Annotated in this window: 16 protein-coding genes; 6 read left to right on the top strand and 10 right to left on the bottom strand. The window is 73.0% G+C overall.

The annotated features are described in order from the left end of the window. Positions 1-6 precede the first annotated feature (6 nt). From ACZ38L_RS21020 to ACZ38L_RS21010, 3 genes are all read right to left on the bottom strand, one after another. On the bottom strand, positions 7-1,542 hold the full coding sequence (locus ACZ38L_RS21020) for an acyl-CoA carboxylase subunit beta (RefSeq protein WP_465695640.1): 1,536 nt from the start codon (positions 1,540-1,542) through the stop codon (positions 7-9). A gap of 59 nt (positions 1,543-1,601) precedes the next feature. Continuing rightward, positions 1,602-3,314: an acyclic terpene utilization AtuA family protein gene (locus ACZ38L_RS21015; RefSeq protein WP_465695601.1), complete on the bottom strand. Its 1,713-nt coding sequence runs from the start codon at positions 3,312-3,314 to the stop codon at positions 1,602-1,604. Between the two features lie 313 nt (positions 3,315-3,627). Further along, positions 3,628-3,933, bottom strand: a complete 306-nt coding sequence (locus ACZ38L_RS21010; RefSeq protein WP_396566489.1) for a hypothetical protein — start codon at positions 3,931-3,933, stop codon at positions 3,628-3,630. A 431-nt stretch (positions 3,934-4,364) separates the two neighbouring features. Here ACZ38L_RS21010 and ACZ38L_RS21005 point away from each other — a divergent pair, with 431 nt between their 5' ends. Further along, positions 4,365-6,329: a phosphocholine-specific phospholipase C gene (locus ACZ38L_RS21005; RefSeq protein ID WP_465695598.1), complete on the top strand. Its 1,965-nt coding sequence runs from the start codon at positions 4,365-4,367 to the stop codon at positions 6,327-6,329. Positions 6,330-6,436: 107 nt separating this feature from the next. Next, positions 6,437-7,015: an MgtC/SapB family protein gene (locus ACZ38L_RS21000; protein WP_396566485.1), complete on the top strand. Its 579-nt coding sequence runs from the start codon at positions 6,437-6,439 to the stop codon at positions 7,013-7,015. A 203-nt stretch (positions 7,016-7,218) separates the two neighbouring features. Here ACZ38L_RS21000 and ACZ38L_RS20995 read toward each other — a convergent pair whose 3' ends face one another. Beyond that, positions 7,219-8,016, bottom strand: coding sequence for a Clp protease N-terminal domain-containing protein (locus ACZ38L_RS20995; protein ID WP_465695594.1), 798 nt, complete (start codon positions 8,014-8,016; stop codon positions 7,219-7,221). A gap of 419 nt (positions 8,017-8,435) precedes the next feature. Between ACZ38L_RS20995 and ACZ38L_RS20990 the strand changes: the two genes are divergently transcribed. Then, positions 8,436-8,981: a hypothetical protein gene (locus tag ACZ38L_RS20990; RefSeq protein WP_465695592.1), complete on the top strand. Its 546-nt coding sequence runs from the start codon at positions 8,436-8,438 to the stop codon at positions 8,979-8,981. Between the two features lie 133 nt (positions 8,982-9,114). Here the strand turns inward: ACZ38L_RS20990 and ACZ38L_RS20985 are convergent, their stop codons facing one another. Then, positions 9,115-9,573 carry a MarR family winged helix-turn-helix transcriptional regulator gene (locus ACZ38L_RS20985; RefSeq protein WP_465695590.1) on the bottom strand — a complete coding sequence of 153 codons (459 nt, stop codon included), beginning with the start codon at positions 9,571-9,573 and terminating at the stop codon, positions 9,115-9,117. Between the two features lie 145 nt (positions 9,574-9,718). On the opposite strand from ACZ38L_RS20985, the gene ACZ38L_RS20980 reads away from it, so the two are divergent. Continuing rightward, positions 9,719-10,933 (top strand): MFS transporter, encoded by a 1,215-nt coding sequence (locus tag ACZ38L_RS20980; protein WP_465695586.1) that lies wholly within the window; start codon positions 9,719-9,721, stop codon positions 10,931-10,933. 41 nt (positions 10,934-10,974) lie between these two features. Beyond that, complete coding sequence (locus ACZ38L_RS20975) at positions 10,975-11,196, top strand: hypothetical protein (RefSeq protein WP_465695583.1); 222 nt, start codon at positions 10,975-10,977, stop codon at positions 11,194-11,196. An 18-nt stretch (positions 11,197-11,214) separates the two neighbouring features. Here the strand turns inward: ACZ38L_RS20975 and ACZ38L_RS20970 are convergent, their stop codons facing one another. Genes ACZ38L_RS20970 through tdh form a run of 4 tightly spaced genes read right to left on the bottom strand, consistent with a single transcriptional unit; the run spans position 11,215 to position 15,421 of the window. Then, on the bottom strand, positions 11,215-12,111 hold the full coding sequence (locus ACZ38L_RS20970) for a Gfo/Idh/MocA family protein (RefSeq protein ID WP_465695638.1): 897 nt from the start codon (positions 12,109-12,111) through the stop codon (positions 11,215-11,217). Positions 12,112-12,166: 55 nt separating this feature from the next. Next, positions 12,167-13,120 carry a LysR family transcriptional regulator gene (locus ACZ38L_RS20965; RefSeq protein WP_465695580.1) on the bottom strand — a complete coding sequence of 318 codons (954 nt, stop codon included), beginning with the start codon at positions 13,118-13,120 and terminating at the stop codon, positions 12,167-12,169. A gap of 40 nt (positions 13,121-13,160) precedes the next feature. Then, positions 13,161-14,363 (bottom strand): glycine C-acetyltransferase, encoded by a 1,203-nt coding sequence (locus ACZ38L_RS20960; protein ID WP_465695575.1) that lies wholly within the window; start codon positions 14,361-14,363, stop codon positions 13,161-13,163. Positions 14,364-14,392: 29 nt separating this feature from the next. Beyond that, on the bottom strand, positions 14,393-15,421 hold the full coding sequence (tdh, locus tag ACZ38L_RS20955; protein ID WP_465695572.1) for an L-threonine 3-dehydrogenase: 1,029 nt from the start codon (positions 15,419-15,421) through the stop codon (positions 14,393-14,395). A 246-nt stretch (positions 15,422-15,667) separates the two neighbouring features. On the opposite strand from tdh, the gene ACZ38L_RS20950 reads away from it, so the two are divergent. Next, the gene (locus ACZ38L_RS20950; RefSeq protein WP_465695569.1) at positions 15,668-16,312 is read left to right on the top strand and encodes a GNAT family N-acetyltransferase; all 645 of its coding nucleotides are present in this window, start codon (positions 15,668-15,670) and stop codon (positions 16,310-16,312) included. A gap of 35 nt (positions 16,313-16,347) precedes the next feature. Here ACZ38L_RS20950 and ACZ38L_RS20945 read toward each other — a convergent pair whose 3' ends face one another. Further along, positions 16,348-17,121: an enoyl-CoA hydratase/isomerase family protein gene (locus tag ACZ38L_RS20945; RefSeq protein WP_465695565.1), complete on the bottom strand. Its 774-nt coding sequence runs from the start codon at positions 17,119-17,121 to the stop codon at positions 16,348-16,350. Positions 17,122-17,304: the final 183 nt, after the last annotated feature.

Below are 17,304 nucleotides of genomic sequence, written 5' to 3'. Positions count from 1 at the left end.
GGTCCCTCACATCCGGAAGACGCCGTAGCCACGCGCGCCCTGGACCGGGGCGCTGTGGATCGCGGAGAGGCAGAGGCCGAGCACGGTCCGGGTGTCGCGCGGGTCGATCACGCCGTCGTCGTAGAGCCGCCCGGAGAGGAAGGCGGGCAGCGACTCGGCCTCGATCTGCTGCTCGACCATGGCCCGGATCGCCGCGTCGGCCTCCTCGTCGTACGGCTGCCCCTTGGCCGCGGCGGACTGCCGGGCGACGATCGAGAGCACCCCCGCCAGCTGCTGCGGGCCCATCACCGCGGACTTGGCGCTCGGCCAGGCGAACAGGAAGCGCGGCTCGTAGGCCCGTCCGCACATGCCGTAGTGGCCGGCGCCGTAGGAGGCGCCCATCAGCACGGAGAGGTGCGGCACGGTGCTGTTGGCGACCGCGTTGATCATCATCGCGCCGTGCTTGATGATGCCGCCCTGCTCGTAGTCCTTGCCGACCATGTAGCCGGTGGTGTTGTGCAGGAAGAGCAGCGGGAGGTCACGCTGGTTGGCCAGTTGGATGAACTGGGCCGCCTTCTGCGACTCGGCGCTGAACAGCACGCCCTGGGCGTTGGCCAGGATGCCGACCGGGTACCCGTGCAGGGTGGCCCAGCCGGTCGCCAGGCTGCTCCCGTAGCGGGGTTTGAACTCGTCGAAGTCGGAGTCGTCGACGATCCGGGCGATCACCTCGCGCGGATCGAAGGGCACCTTGAGGTCGCCGGGGACGATCCCGAGCAGCTCCTCCTCGTCGTATCGCGGCGGACCGTCAGCACGCCCGGGCTCCGGGCCGGCCTTGCGCCAGTGCAGCCGGTGCACGATCCGACGGGCCAGCCGCAACGCGTCCGGCTCGTCCAGTGCGAAGTGGTCGGCCAGTCCGGAGACCTGGGCGTGCATCTCGGCGCCGCCCAGCGACTCGTCGTCGGCCTCCTCGCCGGTGGCCATCTTGACCAGCGGCGGACCACCGAGGAAGACCTTGGCGCGGTCCTTGACCAGGACGGTGTGGTCCGACATGCCCGGCACGTAGGCGCCGCCGGCGGTGGAGTTGCCGAAGACCACCGCGATGGTCGGGATCCCGGCGGCGGAGAGCCGGGTGAGGTCGCGGAAGAGCGCGCCACCCGGGATGAAGATCTCCTTCTGGCTGGGCAGGTCGGCGCCGCCGGACTCGACCAGGTTGATCAGCGGCAGCCGGTTGCGCAGCGCGATCTCGTTGGCCCGCAGTGCCTTGCGCAGCGTCCACGGGTTGCTGGCCCCGCCGCGCACGGTCGGGTCGTTCGCGGTGATCACGCACTCGGTGCCCTCGACCGTGCCGATCCCGGTCACCAGCCCAGCGCCGACCGGGTGGTCGCTCCCCCAGGCGGCCAGCGGGGAGAGCTCCAGGAACGCGCCGTCCGCGTCCAGCAGCAGCTCGATCCGCTCCCGGGCGAGCAGCTTGCCGCGGGCCCGGTGCCGCTCGACGTACTTGGGCCCGCCACCGGCCAGCGCCTTGGCGTGCTCGGCGTCCAACGCGGCCAGCTTCTCCAGCATCGCGGCCCGGTTGGCCCGGTGCTCGGGCGTGCCGGGATCGACCCGGCTGGTCAGCACGGTCACAGCAGGACCTCCGGTATGTCGACGTGCCGGGCGCGCAGCCACTCCCCCAGCGCCTTGGCCTGTGGGTCGAACCGGGCCTGGGCCGCGACGCCCTCGCCGAGCAGGCCGGTGATCACGAAGTTGACCGCCCACAGGTTCGGCAGCAGATGCCGGACCACGGGCAACTCGGCCGTCTCCGGCAGCAGTTCGCGCAGTCGCTCGACGGTGAGGGTGTGCGCCAGCCAGCGCCAGCCGTCCTCACCGCGGGCCCACAGGCCCAGGTTGGCGTCCCCGCCCTTGTCGCCGCTGCGGGCACCGACCACCCGCCCGAGCGGAACCCGCCGGGTCGGCCCGGGCGGCAGTGGCGCGGGCAGCGGCGGCGCGTCGGCGTCGGCCAACTCCTGGGTCCGGGTGGGCGGTTTGACGGCCCTGCGGGTGCCGTCCGGCAACACCGCCCAGTGCTCGACCAGTTCGGCGTCCAGCTGGACGGCCTCGAACACCCCGTACGGCGCGCCCGGCCCGGGGGGCGCGGTGAGGTGGAAGCCCGGGTAACCGGCCAGGCCGAGCTCCACCGCGGCCAAGCCGATCGGCCGGCCGACTTTGGCCGAGTCGGGGTCGCGCACGGTCAGCTGGAGCAGCGCGCTGGCCTGCTGCTCGGTGGCGGCGTCCGGCTGGTCGGTGCGGGCCAGCGTCCAGCGCAGCTCGGCCGGGCGGCCCTCGGAGGTGGCGTCCAGCGCGTGCTCGAACTGACCGCGGACCAGCTCGGCCTTGGCCTCGATGTCCAGGCCGGTGAGCACGAAGACGACCTCGTTGCGCCAGCCGCCGAGCCGGTTCAGCCCGACCTTGAGGGTCGGCGGCGGCGCCTCGCCGCGCACCCCGCTGATCCGCACCCGGTCGCGCCCCTGCTGCTCCAGTCGCACGGTGTCCAGCCGGGCGGTGACGTCCGGCCCGGCGTAGCGCGCGCCGGCCGTCTCGTAGAGCAGCTGCGCGGTGACCGTACCGGTGGTGACGGCGCCGCCGGTGCCCGGGTGCTTGGTGATCACGCAACTGCCGTCGGCGTGCACCTCGGCGAGCGGGAAGCCGGGGTGGGTGAGGTCGTGGTCGGCGGCGAGTTCGGTGAAGAACGCGTAGTTGCCGCCGGTCGCCTGGGCCCCGCACTCCAGCACGTGGCCGGCCACCACGGCTCCGGCGAGGGGGTCCAGGTCGTCCGGTCCCCAGCCGAAGTGCGCGGCCGCCGGGCCGGCCACCAGCGCAGCGTCGGTGACCCGGCCGGTCACCACCAGGTCCGCGCCGGCCCGGAGGCACTCGGCGATGCCGTGGGCACCCAGGTAGGCGTTGGCGGCGAGCAGGCCAGGTGGGTCGCCGAACTCGGCGGCCCGGGGCAGCAGATCGTCCCCCTCGACCCGGCCGATCCGCAGTGCGATGCCCTGCGCGGCGGCCAACTCGCCGATCGCCTCGGCCAGTCGGACCGGGTTGAGGCCGCCCGCGTTGACCACGATCCGCACCCCGCGCTCCACGGCGAGGCCCAGGCACTCCTCCAGCTGGCGCAGGAAGGTCTTGGCGTAGCCGAGTCGCGGGTCCTTCAGCCGGTCCCGGGCGAGGATCAGCATGGTCAACTCGGCCAGATAGTCGCCGGTCAGCACGTCCAGCGGCCCGCCGGTGAGCATCTCCCGAACCGCCGAGAACCGGTCCCCGTAGAACCCCGAGGCGTTGCCGATCCGCAGTGCCATGAGTGCACCCCTCCTCGCTCCGACTGGAAGAGTGGCAGCGATGGGCAGAAAAAGCAATCATGCATGCTTGTTCTGATGGCACGTCAGCCGAGTGGCACGGGGAACGCCGTGACCGGAAGCCGTGGTCGGCGGCGGCTCCCCGTCGCAACCGGGCCAGCCCCTGGCACTCGACGACGGTCGGGCCGTCGCGCTCGCCGGAGCCGACCCGGGCGAGCCCGCCACGCCCAGTCGCGCACCGCGGTCCCGGTCGGGTCGAAGTCCTTGGCCAGCTCGCAGGGTCCGGCAGACCGGACCAAGCCCAACGGCTGCTTCCTCAGCGCAGCCTGGACCTGGCGCCGCCGGGCGCACGGGCGGGGCGGCGAGTGCGGGCCGGCTGCTCGGCCTGCCCGACCCGCCCGCCGCGCCTCGGCTCCTCGGTGACGGACGGCGGGGTGCGCAGCCGGGCCGCGTACAGGGCGGCGGCCGCGGCGGCCGGGGGTTCGGTGATGCCCGACTCCCGCTTCCGGGCCTGGTCCCGCGTGCACCAGAGCGGGCTCGCGGTGCTGCCGTCCGAGTACCGCATGTCCTCGGGTGGCAGGTAGCGGATTCCGCATTCGACGCATTCGAAGATCGGACGCATTCAGCCCACCCAGCCTTTCCCGCCGCAGTGTTCGCACTGCCCTGTGAAGGCGTACGCCCTGGCGACCTGGTAACCGCTCTCGTCGAGTTCAACCGTGTGCTGCCACTTCTCGGTGACGCCGCCACCGGCGCACCGCGGGCAGGCCCGCACTCCTGACGACGGATCCACCGGCCTCCCTCCCCGTGCCTGCGCCGACCGTACCGTGCGCGGCACTCCAAGTGCCCATCTCGTACGGGGTTACCACCTGTTCGAGCTAAGCGACCCGACGGGCCGTCACGCCCGTCGTCGATTCGCCGTCTGCACGTCATGTCCCGTACAGCGAACTTGGCCAGACAAGTTACGCGAGGCAACGGCACCTTTCTGGTTAACCGTCGTGACCCACGACTGCCGCGGGCAGCCTGCTCCCGCGCGGCCTGACGAAAGGTCTCTCGATGTCACCGATCTCCCGCCGGACGCTGCTCGGTTCGGCCGCCGCCCTCGGGGCGAGCAGCGCGCTGGGTGTGCTGCCCGGCTCGGTCCGCCGTGCGATGGCGGCGAGCACCGGCAGCGGCTCGCTCTCCTCGGTCAAGCACGTCGTGATCCTGATGCAGGAGAATCGTTCCTTCGACCACTACTACGGCACTCTGTCGGGCGTGCGCGGCTTCGGTGACACCTCGCTGCTGCGCTTCCCCAAGGGTTCCAACGTGTGGAACCAGTCCACCAAGGGCTCCGCCTCGGGCGGCAGCATCCTGCTGCCCTGGCACCTGAACACCGCCACCACGGACGCCCAGCAGGTCGGCGACCTGGACCACGGCTGGTCGGGGACCCACGGTGCGTGGAACGGCGGGCTGTACAACAACTGGATCCCGGAGAAGACCGGGTTCACCATGGGCTACTTCAACCGCGGCGACATCCCGTTCCACTACGGCCTGGCCGACGCGTTCACCATCTGCGACCAGTACTTCTGCTCGGTCCAGGGGCCGACCAACCCGAACCGGCTCTACCAGTGGACCGGCATGATCGACCCGTCCGGCACCGGCGGCGGACCGGTCACCGACAACAGCGAGGCCGGCTACTCCTGGACCACCTACCCCGAGATGCTGCAGGACGCGGGCGTCTCCTGGCGGGTCTACCAGCAGTCCGACAACTTCGACGACAACCCGTTGGCCTGGTTCACCCAGTTCCAGAACGCCTCGACCGACTCCCCGCTCTACGTCAACGGCATGGCACGGGTCACCGACGTCGCCTCGGCGATCAGCGCGGACATCGCGGCCGGCACCTTCCCCACCGTCTCCTGGGTGGTCTCCCCGACCGCGCAGTCCGAGCACCCGGCCTACCGTCCGGCCGACGGCGCCAACTTCGTCAGCGGCGTGCTGTCGGCGATCGCGAGCGACCAGACGACCTGGGACTCCACCGTCGTCTTCTACAACTTCGACGAGAACGACGGCTTCTTCGACCACGTCGCGCCGCCCACTCCCGCCTCGGGAACGGCGGACGAGTTCGTCAACGGCGCGCCGATCGGCATGGGCCCGCGGGTGCCGATGACCGTGATCTCGCCCTGGACCACCGGCGGGCGGGTCTGCTCGCAGACCTTCGACCACACCTCGCCGCTGCAGTTCGCCGAGCTGGTCACCGGCGTGCGGTGCGACAACATCTCGGCCTGGCGCCGGCAGGTCAGCGGCGACCTGACCAGCGCGTTCAACTTCGGCGTCAGCCCGGTCGCCTTCCCCACCAGCCTGCCGGACACCGGCGCGCTGGTCACCGCGGCGAACGACCAGGAGTCGCTGCCCGCGCCCACCGTGCCCTCGGCCGGCCAGCTGCCGGCCCAGGAGTCCGGTGACCGTCCCGCGCAGTCGCTCGGCTACGTCTTCAACACCACCTCCTGGACCGACACCAGCACCGGCCGGATCTGGTTCAAGACGGTCTCGGGCGGCTCCCTGGCGGGCGCGTTCACCGCCTACACGGTCAACGACCGGACCTACGCGGCCTGGCCGTACACCTGCGCGGCCGGTGGCTCGATCTCCGACTACTTCTCCGCCAAGACGTACGGCGGCGGCCCCTACGACATCGACCTGCACGGCCCCGACGGCTACCTGCGCGGCTTCCAGGGCAACGTGCTGACCTGGTCCAAGAGCGGCGTGGCACACCCCGAGGCGTACGTGGTGGACAACCTGGACGGTGCGACCCTCGCCCTGACGCTGACCAACGCCGGCTCGGCGGCGGCGGTCTTCACCATCAGCCCCAACGCCGCCTACCTCGCCTCGGGCGGTACCGCGAGCACGGTGACCGTCGCGGCCGGCGGCTCGGCCACCGCGACCCTGCAGGCGACGGCGGCGGGTCGCTACGACTTCACCGTCACCGCCAACACCGGCGACGGCTTCGCCCGCCGCTTCGCGGGACGGCTGTACGCGCAGTAGCCGCGCGATCCCGCTCGTGGCGGGCCGGCTGGACTCCTGACCACCTGGCCCGCCGCAGTGCGGGTGCCCCTGGTCGGGCACTCGACGTCCTGAGGTTCAATGCCGCTATGAACTCCGAGCTCACCATGATCGAACACCTGCTGGTCGCCTTCGCCCTGACGTTCACCATCGGCTTCGAGCGCAGCCTGCGCGGCGCCGCGGCCGGCGACCGTACGTTCTCGCTGATCGGGTTGGGCTCGGCCGCGGTCGCGACGCTGGCGCAGCACGGCGCGCCCAACGCACTGACCGGTGTGATCACCGGCGTCGGCTTCATCGGGGGCGGCCTGACCTTCCGCGAGAGCCGGGAGACCGGGGACGTGGTCCGCGGCATCACCACGGCCGCCACGATCTTCACCGCGGCCGCGATCGGCGCGGCGGCGGGCGAGGGCATGCTGCTGCTGGCCCTGACCGGCACGGTGCTGGCCCTGCTCACCCTGGAGATCCGCCACATCCCCGTCCTTCGGCTGCTGGACGGCCGCCGCTGGGCACCCTGCTTCTCGGAGGACGAGACCGGCACCCCGTCGGGGCTGGATCCCGCCGACGAACGGCTGCTGGTCGAGCAGGGCTGGTGCACCGATCCGGGATGCTCGCCGGAGACCTGCCCGCACCGCCTGGCGTCCGCGTCCCCGTCCACGTCGTCCGCCTGATCCCGCCACGTCGTCGCGGAACCGGTTCGCCTGACCGGTGCACCGTCCTGGCCGGCACCTCCACGCCAGGACCGCCGGCAGCGTGGTGGCCGGGCCTCGCTTCCGGGGCCCGCCGGTCCCCCGTCATGCCGTCGAGTCGGACGGGCCGACTCCCGGAGGGGCCCGCCGCACGGGCGGCCGGGGAGCGGGGATCTGCCGGGTGGTCAGGCCGGGGGTGGGGTGGGGGCGTCGGTGGCCAGGTGGGCCTCCAGGCGTTCGATGCGGGTCAGGAGGGGCTGGATCTCCCTGGCGATCGCCGCCGTGAGCAGGGGGACCACGTCCTCGGGCAGACCACCGGCGGGCGCCGGGGCGGGCGGCTGCTGGGCGGCGCGGAGGTGGGCGTAGCCGGCGAGGGCGGCCGCCACCGCGCGGCGGGTGAGCCGAGACTCGGCACCCAGCCCGCGGAGCAGCCGTCCGGCGCCGCCGTCCGGCTCGGCGACCAGGCCGAGCAGCAGGTGCTCGCAGCCGACGTAGTTGTGCCCGAGCGAGAGCGCCTCGGTCACCGCCAGCTCCAGCACCTCGGCCGTCGAGCGGCTGAAGCGAAGGCCCTCGCCCCCTCCCTCGCCGCCGGGCTCGACCACCGCCGCCGGACCGGCGCCGCGGGCCAGTTCCTCGGCCACCTGCGCCGGGGTGATCTCCAGCGCGCCCAGCACCTGGAGCGCCAGGTTGCCGCCCTCCGCGAGCAGCCCGCCGAGCAGGTGGAGGGTGTTGACACCGGGCGCGCCGTCGGCCGTGGCCTGCTCCATCCCGAGCCGCACCGCGGCCCGCGCCCGGGCGGTGAACCGGCTCAGCCGGCCGTCCGGGTCCTCGCCGGCCAGGTCGCCGAGCGCCGCCTGCCGAATGGCGGTCACCCGCCGGACCGCGGCCTCCAACGCCCGCTGGCAGATCGGCGACACCGAGAGCCCGGCCTCGCGCACCGCCTCCGCCAGCTCGTCGGACAGATAGACGTTGATCTTTGGCATCGCAGCCTCCCCGTCATTGGATAACCCCTTTGTACCCCCGCTAGGGTTATGCGTCAACGAGGTTGCCCAGAAGGGGACATGGACACCGTGCCACCACGGACCCCTCACAGCACCCGGCCCGCTTTCCCTCGGCCGGACCATCCACGTGCAAAGCTTCTCCCTCGCCCGACTACGAAAAGGCTGGGAGTTCCCTGGGGGCAGTCGCACCGGTCACCGAGGCTGATAGCGGACATACCACCACAGACGACCCCAGGATTGATCATCACCTCCCCAGCCCGTCCCAGGACACCGGGCGGTGACTCCCAGCAAGGCCCAGCTTCCCTAAACGACCGTGCGATTCAGTCGATGAACCGTCGGCGGCTCACCCCCGTTCAGCTCCGGCGGTCCACCCATTTCCACCCACTTAGGAGGCACCGGCTTTGTTCCGGACCACCATCCGTTCCGCCGGCGCCGCCGCACTGCTCGTCTCCGGCGCGCTGCTGCTCACGGGCTGCTCGTCGTCGGGTTCGTCGTCCAGCACGGCGGCGTCCAGCTCGCCCACCGCGGCCGCCTCCGGCAGCCGGGGTCAGGCCATGGCCGCCTACGCCAGCTGCCTCCAGCAGCACGGCGTGACGATGCCCACCGGGCGCCCGAGCGGTCACCCCAGCGGCGCGCCCGGCGGCGGCTACGGCGGTGGCTACGCGGGCAGCTCGCCCGACCCGGCCCGCCAGGCCGCGATGCAGGCCTGCGCCTCGCTCCGACCGCAGGGCGGCGGCCGCGGCGGCAACTTCAACAGCTCCGCCATGGCGGCCTTCACCAGCTGCCTGAAGGACCACGGCGTGACCATCCCGGCCACCGGCGGCATGAAGGCCCTCAACACGGCCGACCCGACGACCGCCGCGGCGTACAAGACCTGCGCGCCCCTGATGCCGGCCCGCCCGTCCGGCCAGCCGTCCGCGGCGGCGAGCAGCAGCCCCTCCGCCTGACACACCCGACGAACCCCCGGGTGGGCCCACCGCGCGGGCCCACCCGGATCTACCGCACCCCCGGTCGCCGCTGGTCACGGCGCCCGGGGGTGTGGTGCGTCCGGCCCCGACGTGCAGCGCGCCCGTGAGGGCCTCAGGCGCCGGCCGGCGCCCAGAGCGTGCGCACCGCGGCCACCAGCGGAGCGAGTTCGGGGCGGCCCTCGGCATCGGCCAGCGCCTCGCGCAGCGCCGCGTCGTTGGTGGGCCGCGCCCGCTCCAGCAGTTCCCGACCCCGCGCGGTGACCTCGGTGTAAATGCCCCGACGGTCGGTCGGACAGAGGTAACGGGCAAGCAGACCGCGGTCCTCCAGCCGGGAGACCAGCCGGGTGGTCGCGCTCTGGCTCAGCAGCACCGACTCGGCGACCTGGCTCATCCGCAGGTGGCCACCCTCCCCGTCGTGCTGACCGCTCAGCACGTTCAGCAGCGAGAACTCGCGCACGCTCAGCTCGTGGCCGGCCTGCAGGGCCCGCTCGATGTGCGTCTCGATCCGGCCGTGCAGGGCGGAGAGGGCGCACCACCCCTGGGCGAGACCCCGCCCGGCCTGCTCGCTCATGCCCTGCTCCTCAGCACTCACCGGTATGGGAAGGACCAGGATAGCCCGCTCGCAAAATATCCAGCGCTTGCAATTATCCCGCGTGTGCAACTACCGTCATAGGCCTGCAAGCACCGCACGCAAGCACCCCTGGAGGGCGGCTCCCATGCCTCTCGCACTGCTGGCCCTGGCCATCGGAGCCTTCGGAATCGGCACCACCGAGTTCGTCGCGACCGGCCTGCTACCGCAGGTGGCCGCCGGCTTCCACCTCTCGATCCCGACCGCCGGCTTCCTGGTCACCGGCTACGCGCTCGGCGTCGTGGTCGGCGCCCCGCTGCTGACCGCGCTGGGCACCCGGATCCCGCGCAAGCGGATGCTGATGCTGCTGATGGGCCTCTTCGTGCTCGGCAACGGGCTCTCCTCCGCCGCCCCGAGCTTCGGCCTGCTGCTGGCCGGCCGGGTGCTCGCCTCGCTCGCGCACGGCGCCTTCTTCGGCATCGGTTCGGTGGTCGCCGCCGAGCTGGTCGAACCGCGGCGGCGGGCCGGGGCGATCGCGTTGATGTTCACCGGCCTCACGGTGGCCAACGTGGTCGGCGTCCCGCTCGGCACGCTGATCGGCCAGCAGTACGGCTGGCGGGTCACCTTCGCCGCGGTCGCGGGGATCGGTCTGGTCGGACTGGCCGGCGTCGCGGCACTCGTCCCGGAGCTGCCGCGACCGACGGGCGGCGGGTCGTTGCGGCGCGAGCTGGCGGCGTTCCGCGACGTCCAGGTGACGATGGCGATGGCGATGACCGTGCTGGGCTTCGGCGGCGTCTTCGCCGCGATCACCTACCTCATGCCGATGATGACCGGCCCGGCCGGTTTCCCGGGCTCCGCGGTCGGCTGGCTGCTGGCACTCTTCGGCGTGGGCATGGTGGTCGGCAACCTGGTCGGCGGCCGGTTCGCGGACCGCGCGCTGATGCCGATGCTCCACGTCTCGCTCGGTGCGCTGGCGCTCACCCTGGCGCTCTTCACCTTCACCGCGCACAGCCGCCTCGGGGCGGCGATCACCATTCCGCTGCTCGGCGCCTTCGGCTTCGCCACCGTGCCACCGCTGCAGAAGCGGGTGCTGGACCAGACCGCGGACGCCCCGACGCTCGCCTCGGCCGTCAACATCGGCGCCTTCAACCTGGGCAACGCGCTGGCCGCCTGGCTCGGCGGGCTGGTCATCTCGGCCGGCCTCGGCTACACCGCGCCCAACTGGGTCGGCGCGCTGATGACCGGCTCGGCGCTGCTGCTCGCGGTCCTCTCCCGCGCGCTGGAGCGCCGGTCGGCGCCCCGGCCGGGGACGACCGGGACGGCGCGAACGCCGGAGCCGGCCGTGACCGGCGCGGCTCGCTGACGGTTAGGCAGGTCACCGCACCCCTGACAACGGAGGTCACCTTGCGCACCACCACCCGGGCCGTCCTGACCGCGGCGCTCCTCGGCGCCACCGCGCTGGCCGCGGCGGGCCCGGCCGCGGCCGACGGAGCCGCGCCGAGCCTGCCCAAGGGCGCCCCCGCCATCCCCAGCGTTCCCGGGGTCCTCACCACCTTTCCGGTGATGGGCCTCACCATGCCCGTGAAGGCCCTCACCGGGCAGATGCCGCTCTCGCCCGCCGGCTAGGCCGGGCCGGACGGCGGATCACTCCTCGCCGGTCACCCGCCGGACGATCAGCTCACACAGCTCGTGGGTGCGCAGCGCGTCCCGGGCGCTCACCGGGTGGCCGGAGCGGACCGCCGTCAGGAACGCCCGCACCACCTGCTCGATCCCGCGCTGGCGCCCCACCGGCACCCAGTCGCCGCGCCGCCGCACGGTGGGCTGCCCGCGGTGGTCGACCACCTCCGCCAGGTTGACCACCACCCGCTTGGCGTCCGCGCCGGAGACCTCCAGCACCTCCTCGGTGGAGCCGCTCATCCGGTTCATCACCCCGAGCGCGGTGAAGCCGTCCCCCGCCAGGGTGAGCACCAGGTGCTCCAGCAGCCCGTCCCGCACCCGGGAACGGACGTCGACGTGCTCGATCTCCCCCGGCACCAGGAACCGCAGGGTGTCGACCACGTGGATGAAGTCGTCGAACACCAGGGTGCGCGGGTCCTCCGGCAGGCCCTCGCGGTTTTTCTGCATGATGATCAGATCGCGCGGGCACTCCTTGGCCTGCGCGTAGCCGGGCGCGTGCCGCCGGTTGAAGCCCACCAGCAGCGAGCGGTTCCGCTCCTCGGCGAGCTCCACCAGCCGGCGCGTTCCCGCCAGGTGGTAGTCGAGCGGCTTGTCCACGTAGACGTCGAGGCCGGCCGAGAGCAGCCGTTCGACGATCGGCACGTGCTGGTCGGTGGCGGCGTGCACGAACGCGGCCCGCACGCCGCCGGCGATCAGCGCGTCCAGGTCGGTGAAGCGCGGCGCGATCCGGTAGGTGTCGCCGATCCGGTCCAGCTTGGCCCGGTCCCGGGTCATCAGGTGCAGGTCCAGGCCGGGCAGTGCGGCCAGCACCGGGAGGTAGGCCTTCTGGGCGATGTCGCCCAGGCCGATCACCGCGACCGGCAACGGCTCGGTGGAGGGCTCGGCGGACCGGGCGTGCTCGCTCAAGGGTTCTCGCTCCTCAGGGATGGGTCGCGGTCAGCACCGGCGCGGCGTCCGGCTCCGCCGCCAGCCGCGCCGCGGCCTCGCGCAGTGCCGCCAGCACCGGACGGATCAACGGGTGCCGCTCGGCCCCGCTGCGTACCGCGGCGAAGACCTTGCGGGTGGCCGGCTCGCTCTCCACCGGCCGCACCGCGACCCCCGCGAGGTCGACCCCGCGCAGCGCCGAGCGCGGCACCAGCGCGACGCCCGCACCCGCCGAGGCGAGCGCGACCACCGCGCGGAAGTCGTCCGAGGAGTGTTCGAGGCGCGGCGTGAAGCCGGCGTGCTCGCAGGCCAGCAGCACCACGTCGTGGCACGGGTTGCCGGAGTACGGGCCGATCCACGGTTCGGCGGCCAGCTCGGCCACCGCGAGCGGGCCGGGCCGGGCGGCCAGCGGATGCCTGGTCGGCAGCACGGCGTCGAACGGCTCGGCGTACAGCGGGACCCGGGCGAGGCGCCGGTCGTCGGCGCGCGGGGCGCCGCGGTACTCGACGGCCACCGCGAGGTCCGCCTGCCCGTCCAGCAGCATCGGCAGGCTGGCGTCGCCCTCGGCGTCCAGCACCTTGAGCCGCACTCCGGGCGCCGCCCCGGCCAGCGTGGCGATGGCCGGCGCCAGTACCAGCGCGATGCCGGTGGCGAAGGAGGCCACCGTGACCACGCCGCGCGCGCCGGCCGCGTACGCCGCGAGGTCCGCCTCGGCCCGCTCCAGCTGGGTGAGCACCGCGTCCGCGTGGCCGACCAGGATCTCCCCCGCCGCGGTGAGCCGCACCCCGCGGCCGTCCCGGGTGAGCAACTCGTGCCCGGTCTCCAGTTCCAGCGCGGCGAGCTGCTGGGAGACCGCCGAAGGGGTGAGGTAGAGCGCGGCGGCCGCGGCGGTCACCGTACGGTGGTCCGCCACGGCCCGCAGGGTCCGCAGGCGTCTGGCGTCGATCACCCGTTCATTCTGCCAGCGCGCCGGGCCGCCCCGGTCCGGCTCAGCCGTCCAGGCCGCCCATCGCCGCCCGGGCGTCCACGAAGGCGGCCACGGCCCGCTCGACGTCCGCGGTGGAGTGCGCGGCGGAGAGCTGGACCCGGATCCGGGCCTGGCCGTGCGGCACGACCGGGAACGAGAAGCCGATCACGTAGACGCCGCGCTCCAGCAGCAGCTCGGCCAGCTTGCCGGCCTTCGCCGCGTCGCCGATCATCACCGGGGCGATCGGGTGGTCGCCGGGCAGGATCTCGAACCCGGCCTCGGTCATCTTCGAGCGGAACAGCTTGGTGTTGGCGACCAGCCGCTCGCGCAGCTCGTGCGAGGTCTCGATCAGGTCGAGGACGGTCAGCGAGGCGGCGGCGATCACCGGGGCCAGCGAGTTGGAGAACAGGTACGGGCGCGAGCGCTGGCGCAGCAGCGCGACGATCTCCCGGCGGGCGGCGACGTAGCCGCCGGAGGCGCCACCGAGCGCCTTGCCCAGGGTGCCGGTGATGATGTCGACCCGGTCCATCACGCCGTGCAGCTCGGGGGTGCCCCGGCCGCCGGGGCCGACGAAGCCGACCGCGTGCGAGTCGTCGACCATCACCATGGCGTCGTACCGGTCGGCCAGGTCGCAGATCTCGCGCAGCGGCGCGACGTAACCGTCCATCGAGAAGACACCGTCGGTGACGACCAGGCGGCGCCGGGCGTCCTGGGTCTCCTTGAGGCGCTGCTCCAGCTCGGCCAGGTCACGGTTGGCGTAGCGGTGGCGGCGGGCCTTGCTCAGCCGGATGCCGTCGATGATGCTCGCGTGGTTGAGCGCGTCGGAGATGACGGCGTCGCGCTCGTCCAGCAGGGTCTCGAAGACACCGCCGTTGGCGTCGAAGCAGGAGGAGTAGAGGATGGTGTCCTCCTGGCCCAGGAAGGCCGAGAGTCGCTCCTCCAGCTGCTTGTGCACGTCCTGGGTGCCGCAGATGAAGCGGACCGAGGCCATGCCGTAGCCCCAGCGGTCCAGCGCCTCCTGGGCGGCGCCGACCACCGCGGGGTGGTCGGCCAGGCCGAGGTAGTTGTTGGCGCAGAAGTTCAGCACCTCTCCGGGGCGACCGCCGGCGGTGACGGTGACGGCGGCGCTCTGCGGGGTGCCGATCACCCGCTCGGGCTTGAACAGACCCGCCTCGGTGATCTCGGCGAGGGTGCTGGCGATGTCCTCGCGGACGGAGTCGAACACGGAAGGGCTCCTCGGGGAGAATCGGGCGGTCAGGCGGTCCAGTCCAGAATGATCTTGCCGCAGCGGCCACCGGCCGCCTCGTCGAACGCGGCCTCGAAGTCCTGCGCGGCGTACCGGCCGGTGATCACCGGAGTCAGGTCGAGACCGCCCTCCAGCAGCACCGACATGGCGTACCAGGTCTCGAACATCTCGCGGCCGTAGATCCCCTTGAGGGTGATCATCGAGGTGACGATCCGGGCCCAGTCGACCGGGAACTCCTGCGCCGGCAGGCCGAGCATGGCGATCTTGCCACCGTGGGTCATGTTGGCGATCATCGACTGCAGCGCCTCGGGGCGGCCGGACATCTCCAGGCCGACGTCGAAGCCCTCGCGCAGGCCGAGTTTCTGCTGGCCCTCCTCGATGCTGTGCTCGGAGACGTCGAGGGCGAGCGAGACGCCGACCCGGCGGGCCAGGTCGAGCCGGTAAGGGCTGACGTCGGTGATCATCACGTGCCGGGCGCCGGCGTGCTTGGCGACGGCCGCGGCCATGATGCCGATCGGTCCCGCGCCGGTGATCAGCACGTCCTCACCGACCAGCGGGAAGGAGAGCGCGGTGTGCACCGCGTTGCCGAACGGGTCGAAGATCGCCGCGACGTCCAGGTCGACCGGCACCCGGTGCACCCAGACGTTGGAGGCGGGCAACGCCACGTACTCGGCGAACGCGCCGTCCCGGCCGACGCCGAGGCCGACCGTGTTGCGGCACAGGTGACGGCGGCCGGCCAGGCAGTTGCGGCACTTGCCGCAGACCAGGTGGCCCTCGCCGCTGACCAGGTCACCGACCGAGATGTCGGCGACTGCCGGGCCGATCGCGACCACTTCGCCGACGAACTCGTGTCCGATGGTCAGCGGGGTCTTGATGGTCTGCTGCGCCCAGCCGTCCCAGTTGCGGATGTGCAGGTCGGTGCCGCAGATACCGGTGCGCAGCACCTTGATCAGCACATCGCCGGGGCCGGTCTCCGGCTCGGGGACGTCGGTCAGCCACAGTCCGGGCTCGGCCTGCTTCTTGACGAGTGCCTTCACGACGAGGCTCCTGACACACGGTTCGACACGCGGTCGACGCACGGACGCTGCGAGAGTTGAGGCCCGGCAACGGCGCCATTCCGCGCCGGGCAACTGCAATCTGCCTGGTCGGAGGGGGTGCGGTCCATCGAGGAATTCTTAACGGCGGCGACAGCAGGGCTTCACGATCCTCCCCGAGCAGCGCTGGCCGAGCCGGGCACCATGCCGAGCCTCACCCGTTCGGGCGACCCCCCTACAGTGGGGCGCATGACCGATCACGCACTGGCCCGGATCCTCGACGACGCGGCGGGCGGGATGTTCCCGCCCTCGGACGGCTCGGTGACGGTGGTCCCGCAGCCGTCGGAACGCGAGGCCGGCGTGCTGTCGTTCAGCGCGCACGCGGTGGTCTTCGTCGACGGGGACCCGGGGTGGGTGGCCGGGACGCTCGCCGAGGTCGCCACTGATCCTCTGGCAGCCCCGCTCAGCCCGGGGTTCCTCACCGCCTTCGCGCGGCGGACCGGGCGGGTGATCGGCAACACCGACCTGCTGACCGTCGCGGGCCGGCTGGGAGGTGAGCCGCCACTGGTCATGACGGAGATCGCGGACCGGGCCCATCCACGGGTGGTGCGAGCGCTCGACTACCGTGACGACGTGCGGGTCTGGAGCACGCCGGGCGGGGTGCTGGTGCTCGGGCGCGGGGTGGCCGGGCGCTGGGAGGCGGCGATCGAGGTGGCACCGCAGGCGCGCGGACGGGGACTTGGCCGGGCGCTCGCCCTGACGGCCCGTCACCTGCTGCCCGAGGGCGACGTGGTGTGGGCCCAGCAGGCACCGGGGAACGCCACCAGCGTGCGGGCGTTCCAGGCGGCGGGGTACCGGCCGGTGGGCGCCGAGGTGTTGCTGACCCAGCCGTAGCGCCCCGCCCCGGCGGGGCGCTACGGGCTTTGCCGCTAGAGGAACTTGGCCTTGCCCGGACCGTCCTCGACGAAGCTGCGCATGCCGATCTCGCGGTCCTCGGTGGCGAACAGGCCGGCGAAGAGCGAACGCTCCAGCGCCAGGCCGGAGTCCAGGTCGCTCTCCAGGCCGCGGTCCACCGCCTCCTTGGCGGCGCGCAACGCCCAGGACGGGCCGGCGGCCAGCTTGCCGGCCCAGGCCAGGGCGGCCGGGAGGACCTCCTCGGCCGGCACCACCTGGTCCACCAGGCCGATCCGCAGCGCCTCGTCGGCGCGGACCTGGCGGCCCGTGAAGATCAGGTCCTTGGCCTTGGCCGGGCCGACCAGGCGGGCCAGCCGTTGGGTGCCGCCCGCGCCGGGGATCAGGCCGAGCAGCACCTCGGGCTGGCCGAGCTTGGCGTTCTCCGCGGCGATCCGGATGTCGGCGCAGAGCGCCAGCTCGCAGCCGCCGCCGAGGGCGTAGCCGGTCACCGCGGCCACCACCGGCTTGGGGATCCGGGCCACCGCGGTGAACGCCTCCTGCAGGGCCGCGCCGCGCCGCACCATGTCGGTGTACGACATGCGCTGCATCTCCTTGATGTCGGCGCCGGCCGCGAAGACCTTCTCACCGCCGTAGACGATCACCGCGCGCACGTCGTCCCGGGCGGTGGCCTCCTCGGCGACCTCCTTGAGCTGGTCCTGCATGGCGATGTCGAGCGCGTTCATCGGCGGCCGGTCGAGCCGGATGGTGCCGACGGCGTCCGTGACGTCCAGAGTGACGAACCGCGTCATGACGGGATCCTCCCAGGGGTTAACGGTCGTGAACCCCGACAGTAGCGGTCGAGGGGCGGGAGCGCTGCCGCACCCTGGGGGGGGGGGGGGGGGGGGGGGGGGGGGGGGGGGGGATGGGGGGGGGGGGGGGGGGGGGGGGGGGGAGTAGTGGGGCTACGCCCGAGCGCGGGCTGTGGGCTGCGG

This window comes from Kitasatospora sp. NPDC024654, from assembly GCF_055559155.1.
The sequence above is the reverse complement of the archived record's forward strand: the minus strand, read 5'-3'. Positions and strand labels throughout refer to the sequence as shown.

What these genes read in the sequence shown, in the direction of transcription:
- ACZ38L_RS21000 (WP_396566485.1), top strand. Translation starts at nt 6,437, where the DNA reads ATGAACTCCGAGCTCACCATGATCGAACACCTGCTGGTCGCCTTCGCC.
- ACZ38L_RS20980 (WP_465695586.1), top strand. Translation starts at nt 9,719, where the DNA reads ATGCCTCTCGCACTGCTGGCCCTGGCCATCGGAGCCTTCGGAATCGGC.
- ACZ38L_RS21020 (WP_465695640.1), bottom strand. Translation starts at nt 1,542, where the DNA reads ATGCTGGAGAAGCTGGCCGCGTTGGACGCCGAGCACGCCAAGGCGCTG.
- ACZ38L_RS20945 (WP_465695565.1), bottom strand. Translation starts at nt 17,121, where the DNA reads ATGACGCGGTTCGTCACTCTGGACGTCACGGACGCCGTCGGCACCATC.
- ACZ38L_RS21005 (WP_465695598.1), top strand. Translation starts at nt 4,365, where the DNA reads ATGTCACCGATCTCCCGCCGGACGCTGCTCGGTTCGGCCGCCGCCCTC.
- ACZ38L_RS20950 (WP_465695569.1), top strand. Translation starts at nt 15,668, where the DNA reads ATGACCGATCACGCACTGGCCCGGATCCTCGACGACGCGGCGGGCGGG.
- ACZ38L_RS20995 (WP_465695594.1), bottom strand. Translation starts at nt 8,016, where the DNA reads ATGCCAAAGATCAACGTCTATCTGTCCGACGAGCTGGCGGAGGCGGTG.
- ACZ38L_RS21015 (WP_465695601.1), bottom strand. Translation starts at nt 3,314, where the DNA reads ATGGCACTGCGGATCGGCAACGCCTCGGGGTTCTACGGGGACCGGTTC.
- ACZ38L_RS20985 (WP_465695590.1), bottom strand. Translation starts at nt 9,573, where the DNA reads ATGAGCGAGCAGGCCGGGCGGGGTCTCGCCCAGGGGTGGTGCGCCCTC.
- ACZ38L_RS21010 (WP_396566489.1), bottom strand. Translation starts at nt 3,933, where the DNA reads ATGCGTCCGATCTTCGAATGCGTCGAATGCGGAATCCGCTACCTGCCA.